18 protein-coding genes are annotated in these 17,932 nt (G+C 55.3%); 16 read left to right on the plus strand and 2 right to left on the minus strand.

All coding sequences use genetic code 11. From position 1 onward, the window contains the following. Position 1 precedes the first annotated feature (1 nt). Positions 2–1,147 carry a flagellar biosynthesis protein FlhB gene (gene flhB / locus ACKF11_RS09775; RefSeq protein ID WP_407996906.1) on the minus strand — a complete coding sequence of 382 codons (1,146 nt, stop codon included), beginning with the start codon at positions 1,145–1,147 and terminating at the stop codon, positions 2–4. Between the two features lie 565 nt (positions 1,148–1,712). Between flhB and flhD the strand changes: the two genes are divergently transcribed. The 16 genes from flhD to cheZ all read left to right on the plus strand — a co-directional run bounded on the left by flhD (position 1,713) and on the right by cheZ (position 16,871). Then, a complete protein-coding gene (flhD, locus tag ACKF11_RS09780; RefSeq protein WP_011480164.1) occupies positions 1,713–2,030 on the plus strand; it encodes a flagellar transcriptional regulator FlhD in 318 nt (105 codons plus the stop codon). Between the two features lie 53 nt (positions 2,031–2,083). Next, entirely contained in the window at positions 2,084–2,635 is a 552-nt protein-coding gene (gene flhC / locus ACKF11_RS09785) for a flagellar transcriptional regulator FlhC (protein WP_407997168.1), read from the plus strand. Between the two features lie 41 nt (positions 2,636–2,676). Further along, positions 2,677–3,474, plus strand: coding sequence for a class I SAM-dependent methyltransferase (locus ACKF11_RS09790; protein WP_407996907.1), 798 nt, complete (start codon positions 2,677–2,679; stop codon positions 3,472–3,474). 159 nt (positions 3,475–3,633) lie between these two features. Continuing rightward, entirely contained in the window at positions 3,634–4,494 is an 861-nt protein-coding gene (gene motA / locus ACKF11_RS09795) for a flagellar motor stator protein MotA (protein WP_407996908.1), read from the plus strand. A gap of 24 nt (positions 4,495–4,518) precedes the next feature. Then, a complete protein-coding gene (gene motB / locus ACKF11_RS09800; protein WP_407996909.1) occupies positions 4,519–5,445 on the plus strand; it encodes a flagellar motor protein MotB in 927 nt (308 codons plus the stop codon). Positions 5,446–5,512: 67 nt separating this feature from the next. After that, entirely contained in the window at positions 5,513–6,061 is a 549-nt protein-coding gene (locus ACKF11_RS09805) for a chemotaxis protein (RefSeq protein ID WP_407996910.1), read from the plus strand. Positions 6,062–6,129: 68 nt separating this feature from the next. Next, a complete protein-coding gene (locus ACKF11_RS09810) occupies positions 6,130–6,495 on the plus strand; it encodes a response regulator (RefSeq protein ID WP_407993850.1) in 366 nt (121 codons plus the stop codon). 70 nt (positions 6,496–6,565) lie between these two features. Continuing rightward, positions 6,566–8,935 (plus strand): chemotaxis protein CheW, encoded by a 2,370-nt coding sequence (locus ACKF11_RS09815; RefSeq protein WP_407996911.1) that lies wholly within the window; start codon positions 6,566–6,568, stop codon positions 8,933–8,935. A gap of 11 nt (positions 8,936–8,946) precedes the next feature. After that, positions 8,947–9,474: a chemotaxis protein CheW gene (locus ACKF11_RS09820; RefSeq protein WP_309566518.1), complete on the plus strand. Its 528-nt coding sequence runs from the start codon at positions 8,947–8,949 to the stop codon at positions 9,472–9,474. Between the two features lie 57 nt (positions 9,475–9,531). Then, the gene (locus ACKF11_RS09825; protein ID WP_407996912.1) at positions 9,532–11,211 is read left to right on the plus strand and encodes a methyl-accepting chemotaxis protein; all 1,680 of its coding nucleotides are present in this window, start codon (positions 9,532–9,534) and stop codon (positions 11,209–11,211) included. Positions 11,212–11,299: 88 nt separating this feature from the next. Beyond that, a complete protein-coding gene (locus ACKF11_RS09830) occupies positions 11,300–13,099 on the plus strand; it encodes a methyl-accepting chemotaxis protein (protein WP_407996913.1) in 1,800 nt (599 codons plus the stop codon). A gap of 32 nt (positions 13,100–13,131) precedes the next feature. Continuing rightward, positions 13,132–13,983: a CheR family methyltransferase gene (locus ACKF11_RS09835; protein ID WP_407996914.1), complete on the plus strand. Its 852-nt coding sequence runs from the start codon at positions 13,132–13,134 to the stop codon at positions 13,981–13,983. 2 nt (positions 13,984–13,985) lie between these two features. Then, entirely contained in the window at positions 13,986–14,597 is a 612-nt protein-coding gene (cheD, locus tag ACKF11_RS09840) for a chemoreceptor glutamine deamidase CheD (RefSeq protein WP_407993845.1), read from the plus strand. 69 nt (positions 14,598–14,666) lie between these two features. Next, positions 14,667–15,734, plus strand: a complete 1,068-nt coding sequence (locus ACKF11_RS09845) for a protein-glutamate methylesterase/protein-glutamine glutaminase (protein ID WP_407996915.1) — start codon at positions 14,667–14,669, stop codon at positions 15,732–15,734. 70 nt (positions 15,735–15,804) lie between these two features. Further along, positions 15,805–16,203: a chemotaxis response regulator CheY gene (cheY, locus tag ACKF11_RS09850; protein ID WP_230347692.1), complete on the plus strand. Its 399-nt coding sequence runs from the start codon at positions 15,805–15,807 to the stop codon at positions 16,201–16,203. A 2-nt stretch (positions 16,204–16,205) separates the two neighbouring features. Continuing rightward, positions 16,206–16,871, plus strand: coding sequence for a protein phosphatase CheZ (gene cheZ, locus ACKF11_RS09855; RefSeq protein ID WP_407996916.1), 666 nt, complete (start codon positions 16,206–16,208; stop codon positions 16,869–16,871). 264 nt (positions 16,872–17,135) lie between these two features. Here cheZ and epsA read toward each other — a convergent pair whose 3' ends face one another. Continuing rightward, positions 17,136–17,909: an XrtB/PEP-CTERM-associated transcriptional regulator EpsA gene (gene epsA / locus ACKF11_RS09860; RefSeq protein WP_309566509.1), complete on the minus strand. Its 774-nt coding sequence runs from the start codon at positions 17,907–17,909 to the stop codon at positions 17,136–17,138. Positions 17,910–17,932 lie beyond the last annotated feature (23 nt).

Here is a 17,932-nt window from a genome sequence, read left to right on the forward strand (position 1 = left end):
CTTAGTTGGCTCCTTTCATATGGGGGTCCATCGCGTCCGGCACGTCCAATGCGGTCGGCATGTCGGGGTAGTAGCCGCCATGCGTCTTGTAGCTGCGCAGCTGGAAGATATAAGCCAGGATTTCGGCGACGGCGGCATAGAGCGCCTGCGGGATTTCATCGCCCAGTTCGGTATGGGCGAAAAGCGCCCGCGCCAGCTTGGGGGATTCAAGGATCGCGACTTTATGTTCGCCGGCGATTTCCCTGATCTTGAGCGCGATATCGTCGGCGCCCTTGGCGATCACGCGCGGCGCCGCCATGGATTGGTCGTCATACTTGATGGCAACGGCATAGTGGGTCGGGTTGGTGATCACCACATCTGCCTTGGGAATCTCCGCCATCATGCGGCGGCGCGCCATTTCACGTTGCTGCTGACGGATACGCCCCTTGATCTGCGGGTTGCCTTCGCTTTCCTTGGCTTCCTGCTTGACCTCTTCCTTGGTCATCTTGAGCTTGTTGTTGTAGCTCCACCGCTGGTAGGGCACGTCGATCAGCGCAATCAGCACCAACGCCGACACGATGGAGAGGAATCCCTTAATCAGGATGCCGTCTACCTGGGCGATACCGGTTTCCAGGGGTTGCGTCGGCAGCGAGAGCAGGGTGTCGAAGTCGTGCGCCATCACCATGTAGGAAACAGTGCCTACCAGGGTTGCCTTCAATATGGCCTTGACCAGCTCCACCAGCGAATTCTTCGAAAACAGGTTCTTGATGCCATTGAGCGGGTTGAGCTTGCCGAACTTGGGGATGAAGGCCTTGTTGCTGAAGTTCCATCCGCCTACCAGCACCGGAGCGCCTACAATCACGACCAACAGCAGCAGGACCAGAGGCGCAAACGCAATCAGCAATTCCAGGATCCCGCTCGCAATCTTGCTGAGCAACAGGCTGAAGTCGAAGGCGGCCTCGCGGCTGATGCGCAGGTTGCTGTTCATATTGCTCAGCATGGCCTGGTTGAGCCGGCCGCCCAGCATCATGAGGCCAAGGCCGCCAGCCATCAGCACGACGCAAGTGGAAAACTCGCGCGAACGCGGCACGTCGCCGTCCTCGCGGGCTTTTTCTATGCGCCGCGGCGTGGGCTGTTCCGTTTTTTCCAAATCACTATCTTGAGCCATGCTCGTCCGTTCCCTGATGCAGGCAATATGTATTTTCTGTACACGTTGCCTTTCACGATGGCTGCATTATTCGTCACGGACAAAGCAATGAAATCGAAGAATAGAAGGGGGAAAACCAGTTATTCCTGATAAAAAAGTTAAAAATTATTTAAAGAAATTCCTAAAGTTTGGGTAAACCATGCCGATAGATGTACTGTATGGAAAATTTTTTCAAATAAATTTCCATATTAATTAATAACTTATAAAATTTTCGCAATTTTTTTTAAATTTGCCCTAAAGATTGACCAAGCGCTGCCGTTAAGCAGATATGGTTGCAAAAAAATATTTTGAGGATGCAAATCGTTAAATTGAGTTAGTACCTGAAAATTAGCAGTACTCCTCCTCTGGAAGCTTTATCTCCCAAGGCCGATACAGTGTTTGTAAGACAAACACTGTATCGGCTGTGTTCGTTCGTCTTACGTAAAAAACCGACAGACGCTAGTTTTTTCCTGATCCCAAAAAGTTCAAAGTACGTCTCACCTGCACTGCACATAGCAGCGCTGACTTCTAAGCAAGGGAGCTGGAAATGAACGAACAAGAAATCATGGCAGAGATTAAAGATGCTAACCTCAGTTATCTGATGCTGGCGCAACAAATGATTCGTGCAGACAAGGCTAGTGCAATTTTCCGCCTTGGGCTGAGCCAAGAGATTGCAGATTTGCTGGAAGGTCTGAGCAATGCGCAACTGCTGAAGCTGAGCAGCTTCAATATGATGCTGACACGTTTCCGCTTCGATGACACCGCGATTCTGGGCATGCTGACCAGCTACACCAAGGATCGCATGCAGGCACAAGCCCATGCCGCCATCTTGATGGCGGGCCAGGGCGTTGAAGAAATCGCCTGAAGATAAAAAACATTCAGTCGCAAGCATCGGCAGTTCATTGGGTATCGGGGGGTATCATGAGTAAGAGCGTCATCAACGAAGCAGAACAGATCCAGTTGGCCATCCAGATGATCCATCTTGGCGCGAGGCTGCAACTGCTCGAATCCCAAACGACTTTGTCTCGTGAACGCTTGATCAAGCTATATAAGGAAATCAAGGGCATGTCGCCGCCTAAGGGCATGCTTCCCTTCTCGACCGACTGGTTCCTGACCTGGCAGCCGAATATCCATTCCTCGATTTTTGTGAATATTTATCACTTCCTGATCCAGCATGCAGGCGTGACGGGAATCACAGCCGTCATGAAAGCTTACAGGCTGTATCTGCAGCAGGTGGGAAGCGAACCTGACGATGACGAGGTGGTGTTGTCGCTGACACGCGCCTGGACCCTGATCCGTTTTCTCGATAGCAATATGCTGAAGATGCAACGCTGCAGCTGCTGTGGCGGCGAATTTGTCGTAAACGCCTACGACCTCCATGAGCGCTATCAGTGCAACCTTTGCCATGTGCCTTCACGCGCCGGCAAGACCAAGAAAGCCAAGGAGCAGGCGGCAGCATTGATCGCGTAATCGTGAATATGTCGCTTCAACAGTTTTAATGGATCTTGCCCATGCGAATTGAGCAGGAGCCAAACCCGGAGTTGAGTGGTGCCAGGAAGCGGCTTCCCCCCGCTATCCTGGCTTTTTTTATTCAGTTTGCGGCGCTTGCGGCAGTCTGGTGTACCAGCCAATTGCTGTGGAGTCTCGGCTGGCAGGATTTGCCGGCCTGGGCTTTGTTCCTGCTGCAAGGAGTAGTTGCCTGCCTGTTGTCCATCATGCTGGCGATGGCCGCTTGGTGGCGGTGGATACACCTGTTGTTCCCGTTGGCGATCCTGGCTATGCTGCAATGGCAATTGCCCGCATGGATATATCTGCTGGCGTTTTGTTTTACCCTTGCTCTGTTCTGGAGCACGTATCGCACCCAGGTGCCCTTCTATCCGACCAGGCCCGCGACTTGGCGTCAGGTCAAAGAGCTGGTTCCCGCGGACAGGCCGGTCGGCGTGCTCGATATCGGCAGCGGCATGGGTGGGCTTGTCATCTATCTGGCCCGCGAATGCCCGAATGCCAGGTGCGCCGGAATTGAGCTAGCGCCTTTACCATGGCTGATTAGCGTCTTGTCGGCCTTCTTAAAAAAATCTCCCGCATCATTCAAGTATGGCGACTACCAGGCCGTTAATCTTTCTGAGTACGACGTAGTGTTCGCGTACCTCTCCCCGGCGGCGATGCCTGATGTTTGGCTCAAGGCTAAGAAGGAAATGCAGGCAGGTAGTTTGCTTATCAGTTATGAGTTTGAGATTCCGGGAGTGGCTCCCAAGTTGCAGATTCAGGATAAGTTCGATGCCCCGAGTATTTTCGTATGGGAATTGTAAGCGCGGGACATTGCGCTCTAGGAGGCGTTCAAGCCACGATGATTCAGATATAAAGGGTTATTGCACTTCAATTACCGCGATCAGAACATCAGCTTGATTGCTATGCTGAAAAAGAACTTAAGAAATCGGGTCTGTGAAGCCTGAGCGGAGCTTGCTGATATGCTGGTGATAGCGGGGTATCTGGTAGTACTGGGAAGTGTGTTTGGCGGTTTCGCCATGGCGGGCGGGCATCTGGCCGCCTTGTTCCAGCCAATAGAGTTGCTCATGATCGGCGGGGCGGCCATTGGCGCCTTCCTTGTCGGTAATGATGCCAAAGCGATCAAAGCGACGCTGAAGGCCCTGCCCAGCGTATTCAAAGGTTCGAAATACACCAAGTCGCGCTATATGGATCTATTGGCGCTGCTGTTTGAAATCCTCACCAAGATCCGCCGCGAAGGGATGATGGCGATCGAGAGCGACATCGACAATCCCGAATCCAGCCAGATTTTCTCCAAGTATCCGGACATCCTTTCCGACCACCACCTGATGGACTTCATCTGCGATTACCTGCGCCTGATGACGTCGGGCAACATGGATGCGTTCCAGATCGAAAACCTCATGGATAACGAAATCGACACTCATCACCATGAAAGCATGGTGCCTTCCCATTGTATTGCCCGCCTGGGCGACGGCATGCCGGCATTCGGCATCGTGGCGGCGGTGATGGGGGTGGTGCACACCATGGAGTCCGTGGGTCTGCCGCCGAACGAGCTCGGCATGCTGATTGCCCACGCACTGGTGGGAACCTTCCTCGGCATTTTACTCGCCTATGGTTTTGTCGGCCCGCTGGCGAGCCTGCTGGAGCGCAAGGCCGACGAGTCATCCAAGATGTTCCAGTGTGCCAAGGTGACTTTCCTCGCCAGCCTGAACAGCTACGCCCCGGCGATTGCGGTGGAGTTCGGCCGCAAGGTGCTGTACTCGACCGAGCGCCCCGAGTTCGCCGAACTGGAAGCTCACGTCAAGCAGGCCAAGGCCCGCTAGGGAACGGAAACGGCGGAGAACGAGATGGCCCAGGAAAACGTCCGGATTGTCGTCAAGCGCGTCAACAAGCATGGTGGCGGACACCATGGCGGCGCTTGGAAAATTGCCTATGCCGATTTCGTGACGGCGATGATGGCGTTCTTCCTTCTCATGTGGTTGCTGGGTTCTACCACCAAGGCCGATCTGCAGGGGATTTCGGAATATTTCAAGACGCCGCTCAAGGTGGCGATGCAGGGAGGGTCAGGCGCCGGTGCCAGCGATAGCGTGCTCAAGGGCGGCGGCAACGACATGACCAAGAAGCAGGGGCAGATCAGGAAGGCCGAGGATATCGAGGCCAAGAAAAAGCCCGATCTGAAGACGGCCAAGGAAGAAGTGGCCAAGGCCGAGCTGGAAAAGCTCAAGGAACTGAAGAAACGCATCGAGGAAGCCATCGAGGCCAGCACGACGTTGCGCCAGTTCAAGAAGCAACTGTTGCTGGACATCACCACGGAGGGCTTGCGTATCCAGATCGTGGATGAGCAGAACCGCCCGATGTTCGCTTCCTCCAAGGCGGAACTCCAGCCGTACGCGCGCCAGATCCTGCACGAGATCGGCCAGCTGCTCAATGACGTGCCGAACAAGATCAGCCTTTCCGGACATACCGACTCTGCCCCCTATCCGAGCGGTGAGCGTTATTACAGCAACTGGGAGCTATCGTCGGACCGTGCCAACGCCTCGCGCCGCGAACTCGTTTCCGGCGGCATGAAGGAAGAAAAGCTGTTGCGGGTGGTGGGTTTGTCCTCTGCGGTGCTGTTCGATAAGGACAACCCGCTCAATCCTATCAACCGTCGCATCAGCATCATCATCATGAACAAGAAGGCGGAGGAAGAAACGATTAACGACAATGGTTCGGCGGAAGTGGAAGCAGCCGACGATGTGCCTGCGCTGACCGAGACTTTCAACAAGTCATGATGTTGATCAAGCGGGACTTTTCTCTTGTTTTTTACAGATTGAATACGGTCTGGACAGGATAGTGTATATGGCAAGTCAGACTATACCGATAGATGAATTAAAAGAGTTGCTGGTCAGCCTTGGCGGCTGGGGCGAGGAGCACCTGGAGCATGTGGAGACTGACCTGGGCCAGGCCAATGCGCTGCTGCGCGAAGCGATCAGCATACTGGTGGATGGCTTCATGTCCATCAACCGGGCGGCGCAGGCACAGCAGCAGATACTGTTGAGCCTGAGCGTCAGTACGCAATTATCACAACAGCATATTGCCGAGGTGGCGATGTACAGCCGCCAGATCGAGAGCGAGGTGAACCGCGTCGTCACTGGCATGCAGTTCGAGGACATGACCAACCAGTTGCTCACGCGCGCTCTCGCCCGCGTCGGCGGGCTCAAGCTGTTGCTGCTGGCAATGGCGGACCAGCATGAGTCCTTGGTTGCCGGACATTCGCATCAAGATATCGCCGTCATTTTGCAAAAGATGAGCGAGTCTCTCAACGAAAAACGTGCCTCCATGCATCGCGATTTACAGTCGTCCGTGAATCAGCAGCATATGGGGGCGGGCGATATCGAGCTTTTTTAGGTTTCTCTTTTAACAATGTCAGGAACGTGCCGGAGCGCACAGGCGCGCAAGAACGGGGATTGAACGATATGGGAAAAACAATACTGGCTGTGGATGACTCCGGGTCGTTGAGGCAGATGGTGGTATTCAGCCTGAACGCCGCAGGCTACCAGGTGATAGAGGCAGTGGACGGCGAGGATGCCTTGAACAAGGCGCAGACCCAGGTCGTGGACCTGGTGCTGACTGACCAGAACATGCCCAGGATGGATGGGCTGACGCTGATTAAATCACTGCGCAGCCTCAGTTCTTACCAGAAAGTGCCGATATTAATGCTAACGACCGAGTCCAGTGACGAAATGAAGGCATTGGGCAAGGCAGCGGGTGCGACAGGATGGTTGGTCAAGCCATTTGATCCCAAGCGTTTACTAGATGTTGTTCAGCGTGTCATTGGGTGAGGTTGGTGCATTGCACAGGACTGATCTTCGTGTGGGGCGTGGATAGCATGAATCAATGTGGAGTTGAACAATGACAATTGACATGAGCCAGTTTTACCAGGTGTTCTTCGACGAGTCGGACGAACTGCTGGCGGAAGCTGAGCGCTTGCTGCTCGAGCTTGATATCGAGAACCCGAGCGCGGAAGACCTCAATGCCATTTTTCGTGCAGCGCATTCTATCAAGGGCGGGGCTGCGACTTTCGGCATGACCGACATGACCGAGATCACCCATGTGCTTGAGAACCTGCTGGACCGTATCCGCAAGAACGAGATGAAGCTCCAGGCAGAGCATGTGGACGTGTTCCTCGCCGCCAAGGACATTCTCAAGATGCAGCTGGATGGGCACCGGAACGGAAGCGCAGTGGATCAAGAGGCCGTCAGCGAGATCAAGGCGACATTGCATAGCCTGGCCCAGGAGGGCGGACAGGCTGTCGCTGCCCCGACGGAGGCATTGCCCGCGGCTGGGCAAGCGCCCGCGGAGGCCAAGCCCGGCAATGCAGTTGCCTCAGCGCCAGCTGCCGGTTCGACCAGGCAATACCAAGTGCAGTTGCCGGAATTGCCGGAAAAGGACGTGACGGCATTGACTGAGGAGCTGGCACTGTTGGGTACGGTGGAAGCATTGCCTGCGGTCGGCAACCGCCATGTGCTCAAGTTGAGCACGGAAGAGAGCCTGGACGACATCGTGGCCATCTGTTCTTTCATCCTCGACCCGGACGACCTGGTCATTACCGAGCTCGACGCTGGCGAACGCGACGCGCCCCTGGCCAAGCCAGCGGCTGGCGGCAGCCAGGCCTTTTTGATCGAAATCTCGGAAATTCTGGACAAGGATTGGAGCACGCTGGTTTCAGAGCTCGAATTGCTCGGCAAGGTCGCCGTGCAGCCTGTGGTGGGCAACTTGCATTCGCTCTGGCTGGAAACCGAAGAGGACCGTGACAGCATCCTCGCGGTGAGTTCCTTTGTCGTCGACGTCGACAAGATCAAAGTGACAAAGAGAAGTGATGCTCCGCTAACAGAAAGCGTGCAGGCAGAACCGGTTCAGGCTAAGGAAAAGCCGTTGGATGAGGGTGATTTCGGTTTGTTTGATGAAAGCGCCGTCAAACCGGAGCCTGTGAAGAAGCCTGCCGTTGTAGAGGCAACCAAGGTGAATGCGGAACCGCCGGAAAACAAACGGGTGGCGCCGCGCCGCGAAGCTGACAAAGCGGCGGCAAGCCAGGAAACCACATCCATCCGTGTCGGGATCGAAAAGGTGGACCAATTGATCAACCTGGTCGGCGAGCTTGTCATCACCCAGGCCATGATAGAGCAGCGTACCGGCACGCTGGACCCCATGCTGCATGAGCGCCTGCTCAACAGCGTAGGCCAATTGACACGGAACACCCGCGATTTGCAGGAAGCCGTCATGTCGATCCGCATGATGCCGATGGACTATGTATTTTCCCGTTTCCCGCGCATGGTGCGCGATCTTGCGAGCAAGCTCGGCAAGAAGGTCGAGTTCGTCACCAACGGCGCGGCCACCGAGCTGGACAAGGGCCTGATCGAGCGTATTGTCGACCCATTGACCCACCTGGTGCGCAACAGTATCGACCATGGCATCGAGTCGCCCGAGGTGCGTGCCGCCGCAGGCAAGAGCCCGGTGGGCCGTTTGTCGCTTTCAGCAGGGCATCAGGGCGGCAATATCATTATTGAGGTGAGCGACGATGGTGGCGGCCTCAACCGCGAACGCATCCTCAACAAGGCCAAATCCTCGGGGCTGAGCGTTTCCGACAGCATGCCGGACGGCGACGTATGGCAACTGATCTTTGCTCCTGGCTTCTCTACGGCGGAACAGGTGACCGATGTCTCCGGCCGAGGGGTCGGCATGGATGTGGTCAAGCGCAATATCACCGCCATGGGCGGTGTGGTCGACATACGTTCCGCCGCCGGATACGGCACCACCATTTCTATTTCCCTGCCCTTGACCCTGGCGATTCTTGACGGCATGTCCGTCCGGGTCGGGGATGAGGTCTACATCCTGCCGCTCAGTTTTGTCATGGAGTCGCTGCAGCCGTCTGCGGGCGACGTCAAGGATGTGACCGGCCAGGGCCGCCTGGTCAAGGTGCGTGAAGATTACCTTCCGCTGATTCCGCTATACCAGATGTTTGGCATCGAACCACTCTATCGCGAGCCCGAGGACGGCATCCTCGTGGTTTTGCAGGCGGACGGCAAGAAAGCCGCATTGTTCGTTGATGAACTGGTGGGTCAGCAGCAAGTCGTGGTGAAGAATCTCGAATCCAATTACCGCAAGGTGGCGGGGATTTCCGGCGCGACCATCCTCGGCGATGGCGGCGTCTCGCTGATTCTGGATGTTGCCAATTTGCTGCGGTCCAGCAGGCAGTTGATCACTGAAACTTCCATTCATTAAGAGGTGTTGTCATGTTAGAACCAACAAGCAGTAAAGCAGAGAGCCAGTCGCAACCGGTTCCATCAGGGGCAGCGCAAGGTGAGAGCAGCGAGTTCCTCGCTTTTACGCTGGGCAGCGAGGAATACGGGATTGATATCCTCAAGGTGCAGGAGATCCGCGGCTACGAGAGCGTGACCAGGATCGTCAACGCGCCGGAATTCATCAAGGGCGTGATCAATCTGCGCGGCATCATTGTCCCGATCGTGGACATGCGCATCAGGTTCAACCTGGGCACGCCTACCTACGACCAGTTCACCGTCGTCATCATCCTCAATATCAACGGGCGTGTGACCGGGATCGTGGTGGACAGCGTTTCCGACGTCACGACGCTGAACGCGCAACAGATCAAGCCTGCGCCGGAGATGGGCTCTATCCTGAGTACGGACTATCTGATTGGCCTGGGAACGCTGGATGACCGCATGTTGATCCTGGTCGATATCGATAAATTGATGACCAGTTCGGAAATGGGCTTGGTCGACCATATCGTTGCCAACGCTTAATTATCCCTAGATAACGATAAAAACAGACATATTGGACTCGAAGGGCGGAGATTAGAAATGAAGCTACTAAATCCATTGATGAATTACATGTATGGTCAGAGGATCACCAAGCGCCTCGTGATCGGTTTTGGATCCTTGCTGGTGCTGCTGGCGGCGATCGTCATCCTCAGTTTCGTGCTGATGACATCCATGAATAATCGTACGGACGCGATTGTCGCGGAATCGGCGACCAAGCAGGCATTGCTGAATGATTGGAAGCTGTATACCAATATGAACATCGTCAATGCCGTGGCTTATATCAGGAACCGTAGCCAGAACCAGGAGGCATATTTCCTCGAAAAGATGGATGAGTATTCGAAAGAGGTCGACAAGCTGCAGGCGCAGGCCTTGGAATCCATGAAGGGCGACGAGTACCAACCTCTGTTAGAGAAAATCAACAAGGCGCGCGAGGAGTACCGCACCGTGCGCAGCGATGCCTTCAAGATCCGTGTCGCATTGAATGTGCGCGCAGCAGCGCTTGAGAACTGGCTGACCAATGAGCAAGTGAGCCTCGAGGAAAAGCGCAATGTCAGCAATAAGCTGGCAGCTGATGAAAAGGCATACTACGAAAGTATCGACAGCAGTTTCCAGGCTGCCCGCGACGCTTATCAGGGCGCCATGAACGAGTTGTTGCAGTATGAGCGCGACAGGGCAGTGGAATTAGCGGCGGCTAATAAGAGCGCCAGCATCCAGGGCCGTACCCTGGTGATCGTGCTGGGCTTGCTGGCCATCCTGCTGGGCGTGGTATTCGCGAGAGTGATTACGGTGTCCATCATCGAGCCGATCAATTACGGTATCCGCGTGATTGGCCGTGTCTCCAAGGGCGACCTGGCGCCGCGCCAGAACGACTTGCTCGACATGATCAATGAAAACGCCTCCGATGAACCTGGCAAGCTGCTGGTCGGTATCCGTTTCATGATCCAGGAACTGCGCAAGTTGGTGACAGAAGTGCGCGGCAGCACGGACACGATGCTGGTCGCGACCAGCGAGATTTCCTCCGGCAATGCCGACCTCTCTTCGCGTACCGAGTCGCAGGCTTCCAGCCTGGAAGAAACTGCCAGCTCCATGGAGGAGTTGACTTCCACCGTGCGCCAGAATGCGGACAACGCAAGACAGGCCAACCAATTGGTGATCACGGCTTCGGAGTCTGCGGTGCGTGGCGGACAAGTGGTCGACCAAGTCGTCAACACCATGGGCTCGATCAAGGAGAGCTCGCGCAAGATTGTGGACATCATCGGCGTCATCGACGGCATTGCCTTCCAGACCAATATCCTCGCGTTGAATGCTGCAGTTGAGGCTGCACGGGCGGGCGAACAGGGGCGCGGGTTCGCGGTGGTGGCGAGCGAGGTGCGCAACCTGGCCCAGCGTTCCGCGGCGGCGGCCAAGGAAATCAAGGGCCTGATCGGCGACTCCGTTGAAAAGGTCGATATCGGCAACAAGCTGGTGGATCAGGCCGGTACCACGATGAGCGAAATCGTGAGCTCGGTTCAACGCGTGGCCGACATCATGGGCGAGATTACCTCCGCCAGCCAGGAGCAAAGCTCTGGCATCGAGCAGGTGAACATCGCCATCGGCCAAATGGATGAAATGACCCAGCAGAATGCCGCCTTGGTTGAGCAGGCGGCGGCAGCGGCAGAAAGTCTTGAGGAACAGGCGCAGAAACTGTCCTCCACGGTCAGCGTATTCAAGATCAGTTAAAAAATAAAAATTTGTTTTCATTAAAAGGCAGAAAAAACGCACACGGGGCGGCCCGCATTTCCACCCCGGAAACAGGAGAGAAAAGAACATGCGTACCAATATGCCTGTGACAACGAATGAGTATTTGCTGCAGGACGGCCAGTCGATTCTGTCGACGACCGACCTGCAGGGCAAAATCACTTATATAAACCAGGATTTCATCGAGGTAAGCGGCTTTACGGAAGAAGAGCTGATTGGCGCGCCTCACAACCTGGTGCGTCATCCGGACATGCCCTCCGAAGCTTTTGCCGACATGTGGGCGACATTGAAAGCCGGACTGCCCTGGACGGGGATGGTCAAGAATCGGCGCAAGAACGGCGACTATTACTGGGTGTTGGCGAATGCCACGCCCATGCGCCAGAACGGCAGTGTCGTGGGATATATGTCCGTACGTGTCAAGCCCACACGCCAGCAAGTCGAGCAGGCCTCGCGGATTTACGCCAGCCTGCGCGAAAACAAGCGCCATGGCCTCAAGCTGTACCGTGGCGAGATCCTGAAAACAGATTTAATCTCGCGGATAAGAAGAGCAATGCAAATGACGTTGAAAACAAGAGTGACCGTGACAACCATCGCCATTATTCTGGCGATGATTGTCGTCATGGCGGCAGCGCTTAGCGGGCTGGGCATTGGCTTCGTGATCGGTGGCGCCTTGGTTGCCATCGTGGCGGCCGTGGGGCTTGCCATGTCGCTTTCCGCCTCAGTGATCAAGCCATTGCGCGAAGCAACCGACATCGCCAATTCGCTTGCGAGCGGCGATCTTTCACACAAGTTCAGCGCCAGCAAGACGGATGAGACCGGCATGCTGTTGCGGGCGCTCAACCAGATGAATGTCAACATCGTCGCCATGATCTCCGACATTCGTACCAATATGCAGCGCATCAATATAGGTGTCAGCGAGATCGCCAAGGGCAACAACGATCTTTCGGCACGTACCGAATCCCAGGCCAGTTCGCTGGAAGAAACGGCCAGTTCGATGGAAGAACTGGCCTCTACCGTGAAGCAGAATGCCGACAATGCGCGGCAGGCCAACCAACTGGTGATATCCGCCTCCAGCGTCGCGGCCCGTGGCGGCGAAGTGATTGGGGAAGCCAGGGACAGGATGCGCCTGATCAGCGAGTCGGCTAACAAGATTTCAGACATCATCGGCGTGATCGACGGCATCGCCTTCCAAACCAATATCCTGGCATTGAATGCCGCGGTCGAGGCGGCCCGTGCCGGCGAGCAAGGGCGGGGGTTTGCAGTGGTTGCTGCAGAAGTACGCAATCTTGCCCATCGTTCCGCGGCGGCAGCCAAGGAAATCAAGGGATTGATTTCCGATTCGGTGGAGCGGGTGGAGGCTGGGGTGGTGTTTGTCGACCAGGCCGGCACGACGATGACAGAGATCGTATCTTCGGTGCGTAGTGTCACCGATATCATGGCGGAAATATCAGCGGCCTCGACCGAGCAGAGCTCAGGTATTGACCAAGTGAACCACGCAGTCAATGACATGGACGAGGTCACCCAGCGCAATGCCGCGCTGGTCGAGGAGTCCGCCGCGGCGGCAGAGGCATTGAAACGGGATGTGTTGCAGCTCGAGCGTGCCGTCAGCGTGTTCAAGCTTGGCAACGGCAGGGATGTCGCGCTGGAGCAACAACAGCCTGTGGTTCAAGCCAAAGTTTCCGCACCGGTGTCGTCAAGGGCCGCGGTAGAGGTTAAGCCAAGCGCTTCTGCAACATCAAGCCCAGCCGCCAACGATGCGAAAATAAAAACTAAGGAAACTGCGACGCAGGCGGCACCCGCGTCCAAATCCGCACTACCCAGGAAGGTCATCGGTCCGGATCTTTCCAGCGACGAATGGGAAGAGTTCTGATCGCGCATGCGCATATGCAGAGGAACGTGTAATTGAATTCAAGCACAGTGAGCAAATCAAGTGCGGGCAAGGAGTTTGATTTTACAGAAGCGGATTTTGCCCGCGTACGCAAGCTGATCTATCAGGCGGCTGGCATTTCGCTGTCGGACTCCAAGCACGAGATGGTCTACAGCCGTCTTGCAAGGCGCTTGCGCGCGACTGGCATATCCAGCTTCCAGCATTACCTCGACGTGCTGGAAAGCGGCTCCGGCTCTGATGAGTGGGAAGCCTTTACCAACGCGCTCACCACCAACCTGACATCGTTCTTTCGCGAACATCACCATTTTCCCATTCTCGCGGAACATATTCGCAAGGCGGCTCAGCCCATTTCCATCTGGTGCTGCGCGAGTTCCACCGGCGAGGAGCCATACAGCCTGGCGATTACTGCGTGCGAAGCTTTCGGCACGCTGCGGCCGCCTGTCGAGATCATCGCCACCGATATTGACACCAATGTGCTGGCAACCGCTGCCGCCGGCATATACACCTACGACCGCATCGAGAAATTGCCCATGGAGCAGAAGAAGAAATTCTTCCTGCGCGGGACCGGCAAGCAGCAGGGCATGGTGCGGGTACGCGATGATTTGCGCAAGCTGATCAGTTTCAGGCCATTGAACCTGCTGGATGGCAATTGGCCTGTCAGAGGGCCGTTCGATGCGATCTTCTGCCGCAATGTCATGATCTATTTCGACAAGCCGACACAGGCGGCGATTCTCAAGCGCTTTGCCCCGTTGATGAAGCCGGACGGCTTGCTTTTCGCCGGGCATTCGGAAAATTTTCTTTACGCCACTGACGCATTCAAGCTATTGGGCAAGACGGTATACACCCTCGAGCGGCGAGGAGGCTGAGCATGGCCAGCCCGATAGAAGAGCAGTTGGCTACCAATCTGTATTTCGACAAGACCTTCAATTGCGAGGCGGCCAAGATTTTGCCTGGGGAGTATTACACGACCAACCAGGACATCGTGATCGTGACGGTGCTGGGTTCATGCGTATCCGCATGTATCCGCGACAAGGTTTCCGGCATTGGCGGCATGAATCATTTCATGCTGCCGGAGGGCAGCCCTGCGGATGCCAACAACCCGGTTTCAGAGTCGGCCCGTTATGGGACTTATGCCATGGAGGTGTTGATCAACCAGCTATTGAAGAACGGTGCGCGCCGGGAGAACCTTGAGGCCAAGATTTTTGGTGGCGGCAATGTGTTGAGCGGTTTCACCGCCATCAATATCGGCGAGAAGAATGCGGCATTTGTGCGCAAGTATTTGCGCGACGAGAATATCCGCGTGGTCGGCGAGGACCTGAACGATATCTATCCTCGCAAAGTGTATTTCTTCCCCAAGACCGGACGCGTATTGGTGAAGAAGCTGAAGCAGATGCATAACAACACCTTGATCACGCGTGAAGAAAGCTATGCCAAGAGGCTCAACACGAACAAGGTGGCTGGCGATGTGGAATTGTTTTGAGGCAGGCTCAACGGTGGTGGCTGGGAGGAGACCAGATGCCAGGTGATAGTTAAATAAAAAGGCAATGTCATGACCATAAAAGTTCTTATCATCGACGATTCAGCGCTGATTCGCAGCTTGTTGACGGAGATCATCAACCAACAGCCTGATCTCGAGGTGGTGGGCGCGGCTCCCGACCCCTTGATCGCGCGGGAAATGATCAAACAAAAGAATCCTGATGTGCTGACCCTTGACGTGGAAATGCCCAAAATGGACGGGCTGGATTTTCTCGAGCGCCTGATGCGGCTGCGCCCGACGCCGGTGGTGATGATTTCCTCGCTGACCGAGCGCGGCTCGGAAATCACCATGCGGGCCATGGAGCTGGGCGCGGTGGATTTCATTACCAAGCCGAAAATGTCGATTGCCAGCGGCATGCATGAATATAGCGAGATGATTGCGGACAAGATACGCGCAGCTTCCAGGGCGCGCCTGATTGCCAGGAAACCATTGACTCCGGCGACAGGCAGCACTGGTTTGCCTTCGGTCGGCAATCCCCTGATCAGCAGCGAGAAGCTCATCATCATTGGCGCCTCCACGGGCGGCACCGAGGCGATCAAGTCCTTCCTGATGCAAATGCCGTCGGACTGTCCCGGCATCCTGATTACGCAGCATATGCCGGCAGGCTTTACGCAATCTTTTGCCAATCGCCTGAACGCCTTATGCAAAATCTCGGTGCAGGAAGCCAAGGGCGGCGAGCGCGTCCTGCCCGGCCATGCGTATATTGCGCCTGGGCATTCGCACCTGTTGCTGGCGCGTAGCGGCGCCAATTACGTGACGCAGCTGGATGACGGCCCGCCCGTGAGCAGGCACCGCCCCTCGGTGGATGTCTTGTTCAGTTCTGCCGCAAGCAATGCGGGCAAGAATGCGATTGGTGTTATTCTCACGGGCATGGGCAAGGATGGTGCCGACGGCATGCTGAAAATGAAGCAGGCCGGGGCCTACAACTTTGCGCAGGACGAGGCGAGCTGCGTCGTCTTCGGCATGCCCAAGGAGGCAATTGCCATGGGCGGGGTGGACGAGGTGAGCTCATTGTATGATATGCCTGGCAGGGTGCTGCAATACCTCGCAACCAACAGCGCGCGGGCATTGCGTGTTTAATATGGAGGTGCCGCAGCATGATCGACCGGCATTTCCGGCAATACAAATAAAAGTTGAAATGGAGTAACAAATGGCAAATCCCAATACTAAATTTCTGGTGGTCGACGACTTTTCGACCATGCGGCGTATTGTGCGTAACCTGCTCAAGGAGCTGGGTTACAACAATGTCGATGAAGCTGAGGATGGCGTCATGGCCCTGGCCAAGTTGAGGAGCGGAAGCTTCGATTTCGTGGTGTCCGACTGGAACATGCCAAATATGGACGGGTTGACCATGTTGCAGCAGATACGCGCCGACCCGGCGCTGTCATCGCTGCCGGTGTTGATGGTGACCGCAGAAGCGAAAAAGGAAAACATCATTGCGGCTGCCCAGGCAGGCGCCAATGGCTACGTGGTGAAGCCGTTCACCGCTGCGACATTGGATGAGAAGCTTAGTAAAATTTTTGAGAAGCTTGAAAAAGCAGGGGGCTGATAATGAGTAACCCACTTCAACATGTAGAACCCGTACCGGGTGAAGCCGAGAACATGCAATCCCAGCATGATGAAATGCTGCACCGTATCGGCTTAATGACCAGGAACCTGCATGAAAGCTTGCGCGGCCTTGGATTCGACAAGCTGCTCGAGCAGGCGGCGCACGGAATACCCGATGCCAGGGACAGGCTCAATTACGTAGCGCGCATGACCGAGCAGGCGGCAGAGCGCGTATTGAATGCGACCGACATTGCGACACCCTTGCAGGATGAGTTGAACCAGCAGGCCGTCAGCCTGGAAGAGCGTTGGAAAAACATTCTGGCCGTACCTTCGCTCAAGAAGGATTATGACCAGGTGGCCGACGAGACGATGGCATTCCTCACCAAGACGGTAAGCCATACCGATGCGACCAAGGCGCAATTGCTCGACATCATGATGGCGCAGGATTTCCAGGACCTGACTGGACAAGTGATCAAGAAAATCACCGAGCTTGCGCAGGAAATAGAACAGCAACTGGTGCAGGTGCTCATCGACTTCTCCCCAGGCACCGGGGTGAAAAAGGAAGACAACAGCCTCATGAACGGCCCGCAGATCAATCCTGATACCGCCATCGACGTGGTGGCGAACCAGGAGCAGGTGGATGATTTGCTCGACAGCCTCGGTTTTTGAGCGGCTGGCAGCCGATGGCGATGGATGGCTAGTCCGATTGGCCTATTGTTCGCCAATTAAGGATGAGCGACCATGCGTACCCAAGAGCAGTACAAAATAAAATGTGCAAAAAAGCACGCAGTACATCACATTTTCCAGGGGAGCTTCCGCGTTATACGCATAGAAGCGACAAGTTGCGCTTAACCTAAGGTAAATGACAATCGAGAGGTGGGGAGGCTGTGGAGATCACGGCCTTTTTAGTACCTGCCGTGATTGAAGGAACGGCTATTTGCGGAACTTGGCGACGGCCTGTGCGCGATTCAGCACATTGAGTTTCTTGAAAATGCGTTGCAAATGGTTTTTGACAGTGAAGGCGCTGATGTCGAGGATCATGCCGATTTCCTGATTGGTTTTGCCCTTGGTGACCCAGTCCATGATTTCCAGCTCCCGGCCGGAAAGAATATTCAGGCTTTCATCCTTGGGCTCTGGTTCGACCTTGACCGGTGTGGGCTGCTGTTCCGGCAAATGCTCGATCTGCCGCAACGCACTGTCGATGTAAGGCAGGAGCGCTTCCAGCATGGGGCGCGAGGCCGGAGGAAAACTCAAGTTGGAGCTGAGCAACACATAAAGACAATCGTGCCGGCCACGATGATCCTTGATGGCATGCACCAAGGCCGATTTCATGTTTTTTAAGTAATAACTTGATTCTACGTTCGAGAACTCGCAGTCGTGCAAGATATTGTCGGCTGCGGCAAGCGTAAAGGGGGCCTTGGCATGGTTCAGCCAATAGTTGAACAGGTTCTGCAGGAACTTATTGATTTCGTGGCTGGCAATCTTGTCGGAGCGGATGCCAGGCAGGGGCGAAACAACATTGAAGTATATGACTCCAAGTGAAAAGTCTCCCCAAGCCGTGATCATGATCTCATGCGGAAGGAAAATCTGCAGTTTCCCCTGCATCCAGAGAAAAAGCTCGAAGTGCGAGCGAATTCTCAAGGATTCGTGCATTAGCTCAATTAACTGGCTTTTCTCGATATCGTTTAAGTTTTTATTTAAGGACATGTGCTCGGTTATAATTTACTAAG

The sequence above is a fragment of the Methylobacillus draconifructus genome (genome assembly GCF_045984385.1).
Lineage (GTDB): Bacteria > Pseudomonadota > Gammaproteobacteria > Burkholderiales > Methylophilaceae > Methylobacillus > Methylobacillus flagellatus_A.

Bases quoted from the DNA above. Each gene is read 5' to 3' on its own strand.
- flhB (WP_407996906.1), bottom strand. From the start codon at position 1,147: ATGGCTCAAGATAGTGATTTGGAAAAAACGGAACAGCCCACGCCGCGG.
- flhD (WP_011480164.1), top strand. From the start codon at position 1,713: ATGAACGAACAAGAAATCATGGCAGAGATTAAAGATGCTAACCTCAGT.
- ACKF11_RS09790 (WP_407996907.1), top strand. From the start codon at position 2,677: ATGCGAATTGAGCAGGAGCCAAACCCGGAGTTGAGTGGTGCCAGGAAG.
- motA (WP_407996908.1), top strand. From the start codon at position 3,634: ATGCTGGTGATAGCGGGGTATCTGGTAGTACTGGGAAGTGTGTTTGGC.
- motB (WP_407996909.1), top strand. From the start codon at position 4,519: ATGGCCCAGGAAAACGTCCGGATTGTCGTCAAGCGCGTCAACAAGCAT.
- ACKF11_RS09805 (WP_407996910.1), top strand. From the start codon at position 5,513: ATGGCAAGTCAGACTATACCGATAGATGAATTAAAAGAGTTGCTGGTC.
- ACKF11_RS09810 (WP_407993850.1), top strand. From the start codon at position 6,130: ATGGGAAAAACAATACTGGCTGTGGATGACTCCGGGTCGTTGAGGCAG.
- ACKF11_RS09815 (WP_407996911.1), top strand. From the start codon at position 6,566: ATGACAATTGACATGAGCCAGTTTTACCAGGTGTTCTTCGACGAGTCG.
- ACKF11_RS09820 (WP_309566518.1), top strand. From the start codon at position 8,947: ATGTTAGAACCAACAAGCAGTAAAGCAGAGAGCCAGTCGCAACCGGTT.
- ACKF11_RS09825 (WP_407996912.1), top strand. From the start codon at position 9,532: ATGAAGCTACTAAATCCATTGATGAATTACATGTATGGTCAGAGGATC.
- ACKF11_RS09830 (WP_407996913.1), top strand. From the start codon at position 11,300: ATGCGTACCAATATGCCTGTGACAACGAATGAGTATTTGCTGCAGGAC.
- cheD (WP_407993845.1), top strand. From the start codon at position 13,986: ATGGCCAGCCCGATAGAAGAGCAGTTGGCTACCAATCTGTATTTCGAC.
- ACKF11_RS09845 (WP_407996915.1), top strand. From the start codon at position 14,667: ATGACCATAAAAGTTCTTATCATCGACGATTCAGCGCTGATTCGCAGC.
- cheY (WP_230347692.1), top strand. From the start codon at position 15,805: ATGGCAAATCCCAATACTAAATTTCTGGTGGTCGACGACTTTTCGACC.
- cheZ (WP_407996916.1), top strand. From the start codon at position 16,206: ATGAGTAACCCACTTCAACATGTAGAACCCGTACCGGGTGAAGCCGAG.
- epsA (WP_309566509.1), bottom strand. From the start codon at position 17,909: ATGTCCTTAAATAAAAACTTAAACGATATCGAGAAAAGCCAGTTAATT.